At 74.8% G+C, this 15,879-nt stretch carries 13 protein-coding genes; all 13 read right to left on the bottom strand.

Translation table 11 applies throughout. The features are described from left to right. Positions 1-154 precede the first annotated feature (154 nt). Entirely contained in the window at positions 155-1,369 is a 1,215-nt protein-coding gene (locus JHD21_RS13275; RefSeq protein ID WP_292676032.1) for an SAM-dependent methyltransferase, read from the bottom strand. A gap of 92 nt (positions 1,370-1,461) precedes the next feature. After that, entirely contained in the window at positions 1,462-4,215 is a 2,754-nt protein-coding gene (locus JHD21_RS13270) for an FAD-binding and (Fe-S)-binding domain-containing protein (RefSeq protein ID WP_292676030.1), read from the bottom strand. 1 nt (position 4,216) lies between these two features. Then, positions 4,217-5,503 carry a hydroxyacid-oxoacid transhydrogenase gene (locus JHD21_RS13265; protein ID WP_292676028.1) on the bottom strand — a complete coding sequence of 429 codons (1,287 nt, stop codon included), beginning with the start codon at positions 5,501-5,503 and terminating at the stop codon, positions 4,217-4,219. Further along, positions 5,500-6,408 carry an NUDIX hydrolase gene (locus JHD21_RS13260; protein WP_292676026.1) on the bottom strand — a complete coding sequence of 303 codons (909 nt, stop codon included), beginning with the start codon at positions 6,406-6,408 and terminating at the stop codon, positions 5,500-5,502. Before JHD21_RS13260 ends, JHD21_RS13265 begins: the two co-directional genes overlap by 4 nt. Before the next feature lie 23 nt (positions 6,409-6,431). After that, positions 6,432-7,229: a lysophospholipid acyltransferase family protein gene (locus tag JHD21_RS13255; RefSeq protein ID WP_292676024.1), complete on the bottom strand. Its 798-nt coding sequence runs from the start codon at positions 7,227-7,229 to the stop codon at positions 6,432-6,434. Between the two features lie 10 nt (positions 7,230-7,239). Continuing rightward, positions 7,240-7,791, bottom strand: coding sequence for a DinB family protein (locus JHD21_RS13250; RefSeq protein WP_292676022.1), 552 nt, complete (start codon positions 7,789-7,791; stop codon positions 7,240-7,242). Between the two features lie 13 nt (positions 7,792-7,804). Beyond that, entirely contained in the window at positions 7,805-9,052 is a 1,248-nt protein-coding gene (locus JHD21_RS13245; protein ID WP_292676020.1) for a geranylgeranyl reductase family protein, read from the bottom strand. Beyond that, positions 9,049-9,558 carry a pyridoxamine 5'-phosphate oxidase family protein gene (locus JHD21_RS13240; RefSeq protein ID WP_292676018.1) on the bottom strand — a complete coding sequence of 170 codons (510 nt, stop codon included), beginning with the start codon at positions 9,556-9,558 and terminating at the stop codon, positions 9,049-9,051. Before JHD21_RS13240 ends, JHD21_RS13245 begins: the two co-directional genes overlap by 4 nt. A 29-nt stretch (positions 9,559-9,587) precedes the next feature. Further along, positions 9,588-10,727 carry a glycerate kinase gene (locus JHD21_RS13235; protein ID WP_292676015.1) on the bottom strand — a complete coding sequence of 380 codons (1,140 nt, stop codon included), beginning with the start codon at positions 10,725-10,727 and terminating at the stop codon, positions 9,588-9,590. Further along, the gene (locus JHD21_RS13230; RefSeq protein WP_292676011.1) at positions 10,697-12,394 is read right to left on the bottom strand and encodes an alpha-amylase family glycosyl hydrolase; all 1,698 of its coding nucleotides are present in this window, start codon (positions 12,392-12,394) and stop codon (positions 10,697-10,699) included. The genes JHD21_RS13235 and JHD21_RS13230 overlap by 31 nt, the downstream gene beginning before the upstream one ends. After that, on the bottom strand, positions 12,391-13,737 hold the full coding sequence (locus tag JHD21_RS13225) for a glycoside hydrolase family 36 protein (protein ID WP_292676008.1): 1,347 nt from the start codon (positions 13,735-13,737) through the stop codon (positions 12,391-12,393). The genes JHD21_RS13230 and JHD21_RS13225 overlap by 4 nt, the downstream gene beginning before the upstream one ends. Then, positions 13,734-14,804 (bottom strand): Gfo/Idh/MocA family oxidoreductase, encoded by a 1,071-nt coding sequence (locus JHD21_RS13220; protein ID WP_292676005.1) that lies wholly within the window; start codon positions 14,802-14,804, stop codon positions 13,734-13,736. Before JHD21_RS13220 ends, JHD21_RS13225 begins: the two co-directional genes overlap by 4 nt. After that, entirely contained in the window at positions 14,801-15,856 is a 1,056-nt protein-coding gene (locus JHD21_RS13215; RefSeq protein ID WP_292676002.1) for a zinc-binding alcohol dehydrogenase, read from the bottom strand. The genes JHD21_RS13220 and JHD21_RS13215 overlap by 4 nt, the downstream gene beginning before the upstream one ends. Positions 15,857-15,879 lie beyond the last annotated feature (23 nt).

The raw sequence follows: 15,879 nt of genomic DNA, 5'->3' as shown, positions 1-15,879 counted from the left end.
GGTCGTGACGACCAGGTCGCCGACGACGGCAAGCCCGCTCGACTCGATGATCTCCGGGTCCTGGAAGGTCAGCTCGACCGTGGTGTCGTCCGCCGGCACTGCCTGCAACGGCGGCTGCACCGGCAGCAGCGGGAGGAGCAGGGCGGCCGCCAGCTCACGCACCGGCGGCGTCCAACAGCTCGCTGAGCCTGGGCGTGATGCCCCACGTCTGCACCAGCTCGTCGTACTCCTTGCGCACGCCGCCGCCCGCGACGGGCCGCCCGGTCCGGGTGGCGCGCAGCATCGTGTTGCGGGGCGTGTGCTGGCTCTCGACGAACTGCACCACGTCCACCCGGTAGCCCTGCTGCCGCAGCAGCGAGGCCCGCAGCGCGTCGGTCAGGGTGTCCGCGAGCCGCTCGCGCAGGATGCCGTGCCGGGTGAGCATGGCGTACGGCGCCGGCGTCGGCGCCTTGCGCAGCTGGGCCGCCACGTCGTGGTGACAGCACGGCGCGGCCAGCACCAACGGCGCCTCCCACTCGACGGCCCGCGCCAGCGCCTCGTCGGTGGCGGTGTCGCACGCGTGCAGGGCGAGCACGACCTCCGGTGCCCGGTCGAGGACCGCGCCGGAGATCGAGCCCACGACGAACTCCGCGGCGATCCCGAGCTGTGTCGCGACCGCGGTGTTGTGCTCGCGGGACTGCTCCTTGACGTCGACGCCGGTCAGCCGCACCGGCAGCCCCCGCACGTCGCTGAGGAACCGGTGCGCCGCGAAGGTCAGGTAGGCGTTGCCGCAGCCGAGGTCGACGACCCGCAGGGGGTCGTCCTCGGTCGGGCGTCGCAGGTGCCCCTTCTCCAGCGCCGCGGTGATCGCGGCGTCGAGGAGCCGGAGGAACTCCTCGACCTGGCGCACCTTGGCCTGCCGGCTCGGCTTGATCCGGCCCTCGTCGTCGGCCAGCCCGAGCGCGCGGAACAGCGGGTCGTCGGGCGGCAGCAGCCGCTCCTTGTCCCGGTCGTGCCCGCGCTCGGCCTCGACGGCCTCCGCGCGGTCCTTGCTGTGCACGACGGCCTGGTTCGGCTTGGTGACCCGCAGCTGGTGGCTCTGCGTGGTGGTGTCCACGTGCCAGTTGGCGAACGGCACGTCGAGCAGCGCGTCCACCGCGTCCCGGGCCGCCTCCCCGACGGCGTGGTTGTGGGTGTGCGCCTGCGTGGCGTCGTAGGTCGTGACCTGGAGGTGCCGGCCGGCCTTGAGGTCGACGTAGCGGAGCTCGGCCCGCCGCCACTCCGGCGTCGTGCCCTTCTGCTTGCCGGACGCCACGGCCCGGACCAGGGCGTCCGGGTCGAGGAGGTGGCTGCGCATCCGGGCCAGCCCCCGCAGGAGTGGCTCGCTCACTTCAGGACCGCCGCGACCACGACCACGACGAGGAGGCCGACCAACGCCATCGAGATGACCAGGCGGCGGTGGCGGGGGTTCACTCCACGAGTCTATGGAGACGGAGCCAGCAGCTCGGCCAGGTGCAGCGCCTGCACCCCCGCGAGGTCGTCGAGCTGGACCCGGCAGGACATGCCGTCGGCCAGGACGACCGCGCCCGGGTTGCCGCGCACCGCGGGCAGCAGGTGGGTCTCGGCGACCGCGACCGACACGTCGTAGTGGCCCTTCTCCATGCCGAAGTTGCCGGCCAGTCCGCAGCAGCCGGCGACCCGGGTGACCGTGGCGCCGGCCCGTTCGAGCAGCGCCTGGTCGGTGGTCCAGCCGATCACGGCGTGGTGGTGGCAGTGCGGCTGCGCGACGATCTCGACCCCGGTGAGGTCGGGCAGGGGCAGGTCGCGACGGGTGATGAGCTCGGCCAGGCTGAGCACGTCGGGCGTCTCGCCGGTCAGCTCGGCCGCGTCGCTGCGCAGCGTCGCCAGGCACGACGGCTCCAGTGCGATCACCGGCACGTCCGACTCGACGTAGGGCCGCAGCGTCGCCACCGTGCGTTCCATGATCGACCGCGCCTGGTCGAGCTGGCCGGTCGTGATCCAGGTCAGACCGCAGCAGGCGTCGTCGGGGATCACCCGCGCGGTCAGGCCGACCGAATCGAGGTAGCTGATCGCGGCGTGCCCGTTCCCGGGGAAGAAGTGGTCGCTGAACGAGTCGGCCCAGATCCACACGTCGGGCACGTCCCCGCCGGCCGGGACCGACCTCCGCAGGGTGGTCCGCGCGAACGCCGGGATCGACCGGCGCTGGTCGATGCCGGCCGTGGCGCGGGCCAGCCGGGCGACCGGGCCCAGCCGCATCATCCGGTTGGCGAGGCCGGCGACGGGGGCCGCCCGGTCCGCCCACCACGGCAGCCGGCCGAGGAGCCGGTGGCTGCGCGGCCGGGGCACGCCCTCGACGTCGTGCTTCTGGTAGAGCGCCTCCGCCTTGTAGGTCGCCATGTCCACGCCGGTCGGGCAGTCGGACGCGCACCCCTTGCAGGCCAGGCAGAGGTCGAGCGCCTCGCCGACCGCAGGGTCGGCCAGCCCCTTCACGAGCGACCCGTCCAGCGCTTCCTGCAGCACCCGGGACCGGCCGCGGGTGGCGTCCTTCTCGTCGCGGGTCGCCAGGTAGGACGGGCACATCACGCCGTTGGTGGACGGGGCGACGCACTTGCCGACGCCGGTGCAGCGGTGCACGGCGTCGCCGAACGAGCCGCCGTCGTGGACGAGCCGGAGGGCGGTGCGGACCGCGGCCCGGGGCCGGACGGGGCGCAGGTCGGCGTCGAGCGGCGCCGGGTCGACCAGGTTGCCGGGGTTGAAGAGGTTGCCGGGGTCGCACACGGCCTTGACCGCCGCGAACAGCGCGATCGACTCCTCGTCGTACATCAGCGGCAGCAGCTCGGACCGGGCCCGGCCGTCGCCGTGCTCACCGGACAGCGAACCACCGTGCTCGCGCAGCTTGTGCGCGCTGGCGGTGAGGAACTCGCGGAACACCGTGGTCCCCCGCTCGTCACGGGGGGCGAACGGGAAGTCGATGCGCACGTGCACGCAGCCGTCGCCGAAGTGGCCGTACGGCACCCCGTCGAGGTCGTGCTCGCGGAGCAGCTCGTCGAAGTCCCGGAGCCAGGCGCCGAGCCGCTCGGGCGGGACGGCCGCGTCCTCCCAACCGGAGTACGCCGGGGTGCGCAGGCTGCGGGCGGCCAGGCCCGCGCCGTCCTCGCGGATCCGCCAGAGCGCGGCCTGCTCGGCCACGTCGGAGACCTTGCGGTGGCCGAGCGCGGACGCCGCCGCGACGACCTCGTCGGCCACGGAGTCCGCGTCCTCGCCGGCGACCTCGACGAACAGCCAGCCCGCGCCGGCCGGTAGCTCCGGCACCGCCGAGCCCCGGCCCTTGACCAGGTCGACGATCCGGGCGTCCAGCCCCTCGCACGCGATCAGCCGGCCGCTGCCCACGGCGAGCAGACCCGGGACGGCGTCGGCGGCCTCGGCCATCGAGGGGTAGCCGAGGAGGACCAGCAGCGGGGTCGCCGGCGTCTCGACCAACCGCACGGTCGCCTCGAGGACCACGCCGAGGGTGCCCTCCGAGCCGACGAAGAACCGGTCGAGCCGGCGGCGCTCGGGGAGCAGGTGCTCCAGCGAGTAGCCGCTGACCTGGCGGGTGAACCGGCCGAAGCTCGTCCGGATGTGGGCGAGGTGGTGGTCCCCCATCGCGGTCAGCCGCTCGGTGACCGTGGTCGGGCCGCTGCCGTCCCAGATCTCCCCGGTGCCGAGCGCGACCTTGAGACCCTCGACGTTGTCCGAGGTCCGGCCGTAGCCGAGGGCGCGGGATCCGCAGGCGTTGTTGCCGATCATCCCGCCGATCGTGCAGCGCGGGTGGGTCGAGGGGTCCGGCCCGAAGCGGAGCCCGTACGGCGCCGCGGCCCGCTGCAGGTTGGCGTGCACGGTCCCCGGCTGGACGACCGCGGTCCGCGCCTCCGGGTCGATGGAGAGCACGCTGCCGAGGTGCTTGACGGTGTCGACGACGATGCCGGGTCCGACCGCGTTCCCGGCGATCGAGGTGCCGGCGCCGCGCATGGTGACCGGGACCTCGAGCGTGAGCGAGGCGTCCAGCACGGCGATGATCTCGTCGGTCGTGCGCGGCCGGACCACGACCCGCGGCACGACCCGGTAGAGCGAGGCGTCCGAGGAGTAGAGCGCCCGGGCGAGAGCGGAGTCGTCGACGTCGGCGACCCCCCGGCGGCGCAGCTCCTGCACCAGGTCCGGGGAGGTGACAGTCACCTCACCAGTGTTCCATCGAGGCCGCCATGATCCCGGCCAGGTCCTCCTCCGTGGGCGTCCTGGGTGACGTGGCCAACAGCCGCTGCTGCTGGACCGCGCCGGCGACCAGGTCGCCCACGTCCGCCGCTCCGTAGCCGACCTCCGCCAGGCCGTTGGGGATGCCGATGTCGCGCATCAGCGCGGCGAGCACCCGCGGCAGCACGTCGGGGCCGTCGCCCTGCACCGTGGGGTCGAGCATCCGGGCGGCGCGCTGGTGCCGGTCGGGGTCGGCCTCGTACGTGAAGCGGAACGCCTCCGGCGCGGTGAGGGAGACCGCCATGCCGTGCGGCACGATCGGCTCGCCCGGCGGGTAGCCGTCCGGGACGAACGAGCGGACCCGGCCGGCGATCGGGTACGCGTTGGCGTGCGGGATGTGCACGCCGGCGTTGCCGAACCCCAGGCCCGCGAAGGTCGCCGCCATCGCCATCTGCTCGCGGGCGACGACGTCCGAACCGTCCCGGACCGCGGCCCGGAAGGCACCGGCGAGCAGGGTGAGCGCCTTCTCCGACCACAGGTCGGCGATCGGGTTCGCGCCGCAGTAGGGCACCCGCTGCTCGGGCCGCTTGGCGTCGAAGTCGGCGTACCACCGGGCGGTGTAGCTCTCGAGCGCGTGGCAGAGGATGTCCATCCCGGCCGCGGCGGTCACGGTGGCCGGCTGGGTGAGCGTGAGCGAGGGGTCGACCACGGCCAGCCGGGGGCGCAGGGCGGCGTGGCTGATGCCGGTCTTGACGTGCAGGGACAGCACGTCGAGCACGCAGATGGTGGTGCTCTCGCTGCCGGTGCCGGTGGTCGTCGGCACCGCGACCAGCGGCAGGAGCGCGTGCTCGGGCGCCCGGGCCCTGCCGACCGGGGCGTTGATGTAGTCCATCAGCTCGCCCGGGTTGGTGAGCAGCAGGTTGACCGCCTTCGCCGTGTCGATCGACGAGCCGCCACCGACGGCGAGCACGGCGTCGAACCGGTGGCCGGAGGACTGGGTGTCCCGGGCGAACGCGATCGCCGCCTCCATGGACTCGTCGGTCGGCTCGACCCGCGCGCCGTCGTAGACGACGACGTCCAGCCCCCGGGCCCGGCACTGGTCGGCGATCCGGTCGGGGTGCCCGGTGGCCGCGACCCCGGCGTCGGTCACCAGGAGCACCCGCGTGGCGCCGTACGCCGCCAGGTCGTGGCCCACCTCGGCGGAGGCGCCGTGGCCGAACTTCAGCGCCGGTGCGGCGTAGGTGAACACCGACTCGTGCCCGTCCTGGTTCACGTCCTCAACCTCTCCCTGGCGGCCAGCGCTGTGTGGACCAGGTCGCGGACCTGGCGGTCGGCACCCAGGTCGGCGAGTGGGACCCACGCCGCCGCGTCGGTGGTGCCGCCGTCCTCGAGGACCCGTGGCTCCCCCGCCTCGACCGTGGCCTCGAAGACGACCTGCAGGGCGTGGAAGTCCTCGCGGCGCCCGGACGGCGCGGTGCCCTCGAAGTGCGTCGAGGTCACGTCGAGCACCTCGCCCGGGGTGCAGGCCAGGCCGGTCTCCTCGCGCACCTCGCGGACCACGGTCGTCCGAGGGTCCTCACCGTGGTCGATGCCGCCGCCGGGGAGGGTCCACGTCCCGGGGTGCGGGCCGCGCGCGGAGTTGCGGGTGAGCAGCACCTGTCCGTCACGCACCGCCAGGGCGTAGGCCGCCACCCGCTGGAGCCGGAACGCGTTGTGCTGCTCGAGGACCTCGGGCACCATCGCCACCGTCGGCACGGTCCCGTCGAGGACGTCCCGGAGCGGCTTCCAGGCCGCTTCCACGGTGGAGCCGTCGACCTCGACGACTCGCGGCTCGGGGGCGTCGACGGGGACCCAGCCGTCGTAGACGATCCGCAGCGCGTGCGCGTCGGCCCGGCGGCCGTGCCGCCAGGTGTTGCTCATGTGGGAGGAGTAGACGTGCGCGGTCTCGTCGATCTCGACGTCGAGGCCGGTCTCCTCGTGCACCTCGCGCACCACCGCGTCACGCGGGTCCTCGCCGTGCTCCAGCCCGCCGCCGGGGAGCGTCCACAGCTCCTTGCTGGTCAGCCGCTCGGCCAGGCGGCTCAGCAGGATGCGGTCGTCGCGGATGATGACGGCGTACGCCGCCACCCGCTGGACCTTCCGCACCTGGCGGCTCGGCCGCCTCTCCCGCTGTGCCACGACTCGACCCTAGGACTTCCGGCCTAGCGATCCGGGCCCCAGGTGGGCTCGACGGCCGACCTGGGCATGTCGTCGAGCTCGAACGACTCGGCCCGGGGGCGGGCGTGGCCGCCCAGGTGCACCGGGTGCCACGGCGCGTGCTCTCCCGGCCGGGGCCGGTGCTCCGCGAGCTGCTGCAGCTCCTCGAGCCCCTTGTGGAGCCGTCGCCCGAGGGCCCGGGTGGTCTCGGTCAGGTCCGCGTCCGGAGGCACCGTCATCGGCTCCTGGAAGCGCACGTCGACCAGACGTCCCCGGGTGAGGTCCGGTCGCGGCAGCGGCGCGTCCGGGGACTGCTTCTGCGCCCAGATCCGCTGGGAGCCCCAGAGGTTCACCGGCACGAGCGGGGCGCCGGTCTCGCGGGCCAGCGCGACCGCGCCGGGCATGAGGGCGCGGACGACGTACGCCGTCGAGATCCCGCCCTCCGGGAACACGCACACCGCCTCGCCCTCCCCGAGCAGCGACCTGGCCCGCAGGTAGGCCGCAGCCGGCGCCGCCCGGTCGACCGGGATGTGTCGCATCGCCTCCATGCCGCGGCCGATGGGCCTCCCGGGGAGCGGCGTGTCCCAGATGTCTGCCCGGCACATGAACCGGACCAGCCGCCGGCCCAGCATCGCCTGGCCGACGAACAGGAAGTCCGGGAACGACACGTGGTTGGCCGCCAGCACCACCGGCCCGTCGCTCGGCACGTGCTCCTGGCCGGACGACCGGACCGTGAGCCGCAGCGCGCGCAGCAAGGCCTGCCCTCCCCGGATGACCCACCGGTAGGTGCGCTCGCCGGTCATCCGGGTGGCCTCATTCGCGCGGTGCGTCCTCGCCGACCAGGCCGTCGACCGACTCGCGGACGAGGTCGGCCTGGCCGGTGTGGCGGGCGTACTCCTCGATGAGGTCGACGAGCACACGCCGGAGGTTCGGAGCCGTCGTCCAGTCGGACTGGGCGACCGTCCGGTCCAGCCCGCCGTCGGCGAGCGCCTCCTCCACCGCGGCCTCCGACCGCGCGACGGACTCCTGCCAGAGCGCTAGCAGCTGCTCGGGCGGGTCGTCGGCGGCGGAGTGCCACTCCCAGTCCGGGTCGTCGGTGTCCGCCATCGGCGCCCAGACGTCCGGGTAGTCGCGCCCCAGCAGCTGGTGGGTGAAGTAGTGGTCCTCGACGAGGGCCAGGTGCTTCACCAGCCCACCCAGGCTCACCGTCGACGGCGGCAGCGTGCGGCGCATGTCGTCGGCGCCGAGGCCGCTGACCTTCCAGGCGAAGGTCCGGCGGTTGCGGTGCAGGGCGCCGAGCAGCGCCTGCACCTCGTCCGGCGTCTCGGGGAACTCGCGCGGGGGCAGGATGAGTGGCTCGCTCACACCGCCGATCCTCTCAGGAGAACGGCGGCCGCGCGTCCCTCGCCAGCGACCGGCGGCCGGCCCAGCGCCAGACCCGGGCCGACCGGTCCCGGTCCTCGTCGGTGACCAGGTTGCCCATCCAGCGCAGGGCCAGGGTCATCAGCCAGTCCGAGCGCATCCCGGGGGGGCCGAAGCGCGGGAGCACCCACGGGACCGTCACCAGGCCGGCGAGCCGGCGCGCGATCGAGAACGACTCGCCGTAGTGCTCGGTCAGCAGCGCCGGCCAGGCCCGGCCGAGATCGTCGCCACCGGCCATCGTCCCGGCGATCATCTCCGCGACGAAGCGCCCGGTCTCGAGGCCGTAGTCGATCCCCTCGCCGTTGAGCGGGTTCACGCACGCGGCCGCGTCGCCGATGAGCGCCCAGTTGGCGCCGGCGACGTTGCTGACCGCGCCACCCATCGGCAGCAGCGCCGAGGTCGGCATCCGCAGCTCGCCGGAGAGCTGGAACTCCTCGCGGCGCTGGTCGGCGTAGTGGGCCATCAGGGGCTTGATCGCGATGTCGGCGGGGCGCTTGCTGGTCGCCAGGGTGCCGACGCCGATGTTCACCTCGCCGGTCCCCAGCGGGAAGATCCACCCGTACCCGGACAGCACCTTGTCGTCCTGGTCCCGGAGCTCCAGGTGTGAGCTGATCCAGGGGTCGTCGGACATCCCGGACGCGACGTACGCACGACCCGCGACGCCGTAGACCGTGTCCCGGTGCCACTCGCGGCCGAGCACCTTGCCGAGCGGGGACCGGACGCCGTCGGCCACCACGAGGTGCCGGCACTCGATCTCGCGCAGGCCGTCGTCGGTCTTGAAGAAGACCGCGGCGACCCGCTCGCCGTCACGGCGTACGTCGACCGCGCGGGCACCGTCGACCGCCGTCGCACCGGCCTTGATCGCCGTGGTCCGCAGGTGGTCGTCGAGCTCGGTCCGGGCGACGGCGGACCCCCAGTCGGGCAGCGAGCCACCCGGCCACGGCAGGTGGAGGGTCTGGCCGAAGCCGTGGGCCCGCAGTCCCTGGTTGACGGCGTGGGCGCGCAGCCAGTCCTCGAGCCCGAGCCGCTGCAGCTCGCCGATGGCGCGCGGGGTGAGGCCGTCGCCGCAGGTCTTGTCGCGGGGGAAGACCGCCGCGTCCGCGAGGACAACCTCCAGGCCGGCGCGCGCGGCCCAGGTCGCGGCTGCCGAGCCCGCGGGCCCGGCGCCTACGACCAGTACGTCGGTTCGGGTCGGCGCGGTCACCCTGCGATTGTCTCAGGGGGGCGGGGATCGACAGGAATCCGCCGGTCCCTCCCCGTGCCGAGCGTCGGGTGCCCGGCGCCGACGTGGACGTCCCAGTCGTCGACGTGCAGCACGTAGAGCCGCAGCGGGTCCTCGGGGTCGGTGAGCTCGTCGCGGCTGAAGGAGCGGCCGCCGCGGGCCGGGTCGAAGGCCACCGGCAGGTGCTGGTCGAGCTCGGCTGCGGGGAGCTCCCGCGCCCGGCCGGCGACGTAGACCGCCCGCTGGGCCCCGCCGGGCACCACCGTCGAGTCGAACACGACGCCGCTGAGCCGGTCGTCGCGGAGCAGGTTGGCCGAGTGGTGGGTGTCCGGGTGCGAGACCCAGTAGAGGTCCTCGTAGCGGTGCGGCGTGAAGTAGACCGGCGAGGTGCGGGGGCGCCCGTCCTCGTCGACGGTGCCCAGCACGACGTAGCGGACGGTGTCGAGCACGTCGCGCGCCATCGCGACCAGGCCGTGGGTGTCGTCCATGGTGCTCCGACCGGCCCGCGGCCGCCGACTCATCGCCGCGCGGCCGCGAGCAGCCGGACGACCTCGGCGGCGGTGGCGGCCAGCTCGCCGCGGGTGAGGGCGGCATCGAGTGCGGCCGACAGCGACCGGACCCGTCCGTGGACCGGGAACACCGCGTCGAACGGCGCGCGGGCCGGCCGCTCGACCGCACCGCCGAGACCCACGACCAGGGCACCGGCCTCGCGAGCCAGCCGGGCCACCCCGAGGGGCGCCTTGCCCGACGACGTCTGGGCGTCCAGCGAGCCCTCGCCGGTGACGACCAGGTCCGCTCCCGCGAGCGTCGCCCCGAGACCCGTTGCCCGGGCGATCCTGGCGAACCCCGGCTCCAGCCGCGCGCCGCAGGCGAGCAGCGCGGCGCCCAGGCCGCCGGCCGCGCCCGCGCCCGGGACCTGCGCGACCGGCCTGCCGAGGGCGGCCAGGACCTCGCCCCACCTGGCCAGCTGCGCGTCGAGGTGGTCGACCTGCTCCGGGGAGGCGCCCTTCTGCGGGGCGAACACGCGGGCCGCGCCGTCGGGCCCGTGCAGCGGGTTGGTGACGTCGGACAGCACGACGACCCGGCCCAGGTCGGGCAGCGGTCCCGCGATGTCTCGGAGGCCCCACAGCGGGTTGCCGTGCGGCGTCGCGGTGTCGACGTGGACGCCGAGCGCCGTGAGGAGGCCGAGCCCGCCGTCCGTGCACGCCGAGCCGCCGAGGCCGACCAGCACCTCCCCGGCGCCGTGCGCGAGCGCATCGGCGAGCTGCCGCCCGACGCCGTACGACGAGGCGCGGGGAGGCAGCGCCGAGCCCACCGTGGGGAGCTGGGCGAGCCCGGCGGTCCGGGCCGCCTCGACCACGGCGGTGCCGTCCTCCAGCACCAGGTAGGGCGCCCGCAGCGGGTGGCCGACGGCGTCGACCGCGTCGACCTCCACCCACGACGAGGTCGCGGTGGCGAGCGCCTCGAGCGTCCCCTCGCCGCCGTCCGCGACCGGCACCACGACGACGGTGGCCGCGGGGTCGACCGAGAGCACGCCCGCCCGGACGGCAGCGCCCGCCTCGGCGCTGGTCAGCGAGCCCTTGAAGGAGTCCAGGGCCGCCACCACCCTGATCGCCGAGGGCCGGGTCACCGCGGGCTGACCCACGCGCTCTGCCACGGCCCCAGGACCAGCGGCGCGCACGCGGTCCCGGTGAGCACGTCGGTGCCCGCCACCGACGGCAGGGTCACCGGGTGCCCCGAGACGTTGGTGACGCAGCGCAGCTCGTCGGCCGTGCCCTCGCCGCGGACCAGGGCGAAGACCCGGTCGTCGAGGTGCTCGACCCGCTGGGTGCCGAAGGGCGAGAACGCCTGGTGCCGGCGGCGCACGTCCAGCAGGTGCCGCATGCCGTCGAAGATGGCGCGCCGCCGGGGGTCCTCGCGGAGCTCGGCGGCGAGCCGGTCCGCGTCGAGCACCGCCCGGTTGATCCGCCGGTTGATCCGGCTGGTGACCATGCCCTCGAGGTCGGGGGGCGAGCCGACCAGCGAGTGGTAGTAGACGGCCGGCACGCCCAGGAACGCGAAGAGGATGCTGTGGGCGGCCAGGCACTTCGCGGCGACGACCTCCGGGTCCCCCGCCTCGGCCACGGTGCACAGCGCGTCCAGGTAGCCGAGGTTGAGCTCGTAGACCGCGCGTGACCCGTCCGGCCGGCCCGACCACGACACCCGGCCGCCGTGCGCCCGGGTCCGCTCGACGAGCGCGTCCCGCTCGGAGTCGTCGAGGATCCCCTCGGTGGCGCGGAGCCCGATGCCGTCGTGGCTGGCCAGGAAGTTGAACCAGGTCGCGGTGTCGCTGACCGGCCCCACGCTCGCGGCCCAGGTGCTCAGCCGCACGGTCGACTCCGCCACGAACGAGTGGAGCACCAGCGGAGGCAGGGCGAACTGGTAGACCAGGTTCGCCTCGTCGTGGCCGTCGCCGAAGTAGGAGATGTTCTCCTGGTGCGGCACGTTCGTCTCGGTCAGGAGCAGTGCCCCGGGTGCCGCGTGGTCGACCAGCGCGCGCCAGACCTTGATCACCGCGTGCGTCTGCGGGAGGTGGAGGCACGCGGTCCCCGACTCCTTCCAGAGGAAGCCGATCGCGTCCAGCCGGACCGCGGAGGCGCCCCGGGCGAGGTAGCCCAGCAGCACGTCGGTGAGCTCCAGCAGGGTCCGCGGGTTGCGGACGTCGACGTCGACCTGGTCCTCACCGAAGGTGGTCCAGGCCCAGGCCTTGCTGCCGTCCGGCCGGGCGAACGGGTGGTAGAGCGGCGTCGTCCGCGGACGCACGACGCGGCTGTCGTCGAAGTCCGGGTCCTTCTCGACGTAGAAGCCGTCGTACGCCGGGTCGCCCGCCAGCCACCCGGCGAACCACGGGCTGCTGCTCGAGGTGTGGTTGGCCACGAAGTCGAACATCACCGAGTGCCGGGCCGCGATCTCGGCGACGTCCTTCCAGCTGCCGAGCGCGGGATTGACCTGCCGGTGGTCGACCACCGCGAAGCCGTCGTCGCTGGTCCACGGGAACATCGGGAGCAGGTGCACGTCGCTCACCACGTCGCCGACGTGCTCGTCGAGGAAACCGGCCAGCGTGTGCAGGGGCGCCTCGCCGCTGCGCCGGATCCCGTCTCCGTAGGTGATGAGGCAGGCGGTGCCGTGGGTCGGCGGCTCGATGTGCCGGTCCGCGAGGGCCGCGGCGTGCCGGTCCGCGAGCGCGACCAGGTCGCGCACCACGTCGTCGTACCGGTCCGGGTAGAGCAGCGAGACCAACGGCCGGATCCGGTCCGCGAGGTCACGCGGCGGCGGGGCGCTCATGTCGCGAGCTCGGCCTGCGCGAGACGCGCCGCGTCGTGGACGCGGCCGCGCGGCAGCGGCTGGGCGGTGCCGCCGTCGGCGAGCAGCGTCCGGACCGTCTCGAGCCCCCGGGCGTCGAGCTCCTCGACGCGGTCGGAGAAGGACCGCAGACCACCCAGGGTGCGAGCCGCCTCGGACCAGCGGTCGCGCTGCGAGTAGGACGGCCGAGCGACCACGCAGTCCGGGTCGTTGACCCACAGGCGGCCCTGCTGCCAGGCCCGCGCCGCCAGGGGCATCAGGCCGCGCAAGCCTGTCGAGCCGTCCTCGCCGCCCTCGTGGAACGTGTCGGGCGAGACCCGCATCGCGTCGACCAGGCCGACGCTGGGCAGCAGGGGCGCGCCGCAGCCGACCAGGTAGACGTCCGGTCCGGCGGCCTCGCGGACCAGCGCGAGGCCGTCCCGGTAGGCCACGACCGGGTCGACGTCGACGTGCCTCGGTCCCGGCACCGCCCCGGCGTAGAGGAAGTCCAGCTTGAGGTAGTCGATGCCGAGCCCGACCAGCCGCCGTACGTGCCCCGCCAGGAGCTCCTGCACTGCCGGCCGCGTGAGGTCCAGTCCCCGCAGGTCCTGCCCCCAGTTGCGCCCGGCCGGGCCCGTGAGCCACTCCGGGTGCTCGCGCGCGAGGGTGGTCTCCGCTCCCACCAGGAACGGAGCCAGCCAGAGTCCTGCTCGTCGTCCCGCCGCCCGGACGTCGTCGACCAGGGCGGCCAGCGACCCGAAGGTCTCCCCCTCGGCCAGGCCCTCGCCGAGGCCCGGGCTCCACCCGTCGTCGACCTGGACGACGTCCACCTGGAGGTCCCGTGCGCTGATGGCGGCGAGGTTCTCCCGCACGTCGGCGGCGGTCACGTCCTCGAAGTACCGGTACCAGGTGCACCAGACGGTGGGGGGCGCGGCGAGCCCGGCGACCCCGAGCCCGTCGCCGAACGCCTCGAGGGCCGCCTCGGCCCCCTCCGGCACCGCCCGCACGTCGACCGGGCCGGTGGAACGGACCTCCACCCGGTCACCCGTGACCGCTGCGTGCACCGTGGGCACGGCGACGGGGTCGGCGCTGGCGTAGCACCGGGCCGGCTCACCGCCGCCGGGGTCGACGACGAGCAGGCCCTCGCCCTGCACGCCCGTCGCCGCGACCGGTGTGCCCGGCCGGAACCGCATGAGCTGCTCCCACTCCTCCGCCGGACGTCGGCCGCCCGCGCCGATCGGGTGCCAGGTGGCCGGGCTCCAGGACTGCCACCCCTCCGCGTAGATGCGTCCCGTCCCGGGGTCGACCGGGACCTCGTCCACCACCTCGCCCGGGCTCCCGCTCACGGGGACACCGTCAGGGGGACGCCGCCCTGCTCGGCGGACTCGCGGGCAGCCAGGACCAGGGCGACCGAGCGCGCGGCGTCGGTGGCGGAGTTCTCCGGCTCACGGTCCTCGGCCACGGCGCACATGAGCTCCCCCATCGCGGCGGCGAAGCCGTCGACGAACCAGGCGCCGGAGAGCTCCACCGGCGTCCGGGTCTCGCCGTCGTCGAGCTCGAGCCGGTCCGAGCCGAGGAGCACGCTGCCGCGCAGCGACCCGGACGTGCCGTGCACCCAGAACGGGCACCCCGGCTCGCTGGCGACGTTGCTGCCGGTGATCCGCAGCAGCGCCGTCGCACCGGAGCCGGTCCCGAGGGACAGCGTCGCCGACCACGGGTTGCGCGCCGCGTCGGGCTGCCCCGGAACCCGGGAGTCGGTCGCCTGCACCGACGTGACCGGTCCGGCGCCGCCGTCCTCGAGCCAGGTGCGGGTGATGTCGGCCCAGTGCAGGAGGTAGTCGGTGAGGAGCATGTGCGGGACGTCGTCGAACGGCGTCCCGACCAGCGGCGGCAGCGCCTTGTCGTGCAGGTGGGTGACTCCCACGACGTCGCCGACCGCACCCTGCCGCAGCAGCAGGGTCGTCGCCCGCCACGGCGGCGCCCAGCGGCCGTTGTGGTTCACCGCGATCCGAACCCGGGCGGCCCCGGCCCGGGCGACGACGCCGGGCAGCCGCTCGAGGTCCGCCGGGGACAGCGTCAGCGGCTTCTGGGCGAGCACGTGCTTGCCGGCCTCGACGGCGGCCTCGATCCAGTCGAGCCGGCCCTCCGGTCCGGTCGCGATGTCGACGTAGCGGACCTCGGGGTCGGCGAGGAGCTCCTCGCCGCTCGCGTAGACCCGGCCCACGCCGGGGAACTCCTCGCGGACGTCCGTCGTGGTGGCCGGGTCGCGGCTCCACACCCCGGTGACGCCCACGCCGTACTGCTGGTAGGCCGGCAGGTGCGCGCTGCGCGCGATCGCGCCGCAGCCCAGGACGGCCACGCCGGAGCGCGCCGCCGGGTCGTCGGGGAACCGTGGCGCCGTGTCGAGCCTCATGCGGTGGCCGGGGCAGCCGGGAAGCGCAGGACGGCCTGCAGGACCTCGGGGTCGCCGCGGTCGAGGCGCTCGAAGACGGAGGCGACGTCGGCGGCGTCGACGACGTCGGTGACCAGCGCCCGGGTGTCGACCCGCCCGCGGGCCACCTCGTCCATGAAGGTGCGCACCAGGCGCGGCTGGCCCCACCGAGCACCCAGCGCGACGGGAGTGCCGGAGATCTGGCTGGCCACGATCCGCACCCGGTTGTGGTGGAACTCCTCGCCGAGGCGCAGGTGCTCGGCCCCGCCCTGGTAGAAGCCCGACGCGGCGACCAGCCCGTCGACGACCACCGACCGCACCGCCTCGTGCAGGGCGCGGTCGCTGCCGCTGAGCTCGATCGCGGCGTCCACGCCGCCTCCCCCGGACCAGGCCCGGACCGTAGCGCCGGCGCCCCCGGCCACGTCGGCGCGCACCGTCTCCTCGGCGCCCATCGCGCGTGCGGTCTCCAGCCGGCGCGGCACGGCGTCGACCGCCACCACCCGGGCCCCCGCCAGCGTCGCGAGCCGGGTGGCGAGCAGACCGATCACGCCCTGCCCGAAGACGGCCACCCGGTCGCCGAGCCGGACGTCGGCGGCCAGAACGGCGTTGAGCGCGATGGACCCGACCCGGGCGAAGGTGCCCGACAGCGCGTCCTCACGGGTCCAGCGGCGGTCCCGGACGGCCACAGCGGGGACCACCGCCTCGCTGCGATGGCCCCAGATCCCGTGGACGACGTCACCGACCGCCGGGCTACCGACCCCCGGGGCGACCTCGACCACCTCGCCCACCTCGGAGTAGCCCCAGCCCTCCACGGGGTAGGCGAAGGTCGGCTCACCGTCGACGAAGAGCCGCTTCTCCACGTCCCACGTGCGGCTGAGGTAGGGGTTCGAGCCGCGGTAGGCGGTCAGCTCGGTGCCGGCCGAGATCCCCGAGTACCAGGTGCGGACCCGGACCGAGCCGTCGGTCAGCGGCTGCGCATCCGTCGGCACCAGCGCGACCTCGTAGGGCGCGGTGAACGAGACGACTTCGGGCACGTGGATCTCCTGTGGGGGTGGGG

Origin of the sequence: Nocardioides sp. (assembly GCF_016462705.1) — a bacterium.
GTDB lineage: Bacteria > Actinomycetota > Actinomycetes > Propionibacteriales > Nocardioidaceae > Nocardioides.
The sequence above is the reverse complement of the archived record's forward strand: the minus strand, read 5'-3'. Positions and strand labels throughout refer to the sequence as shown.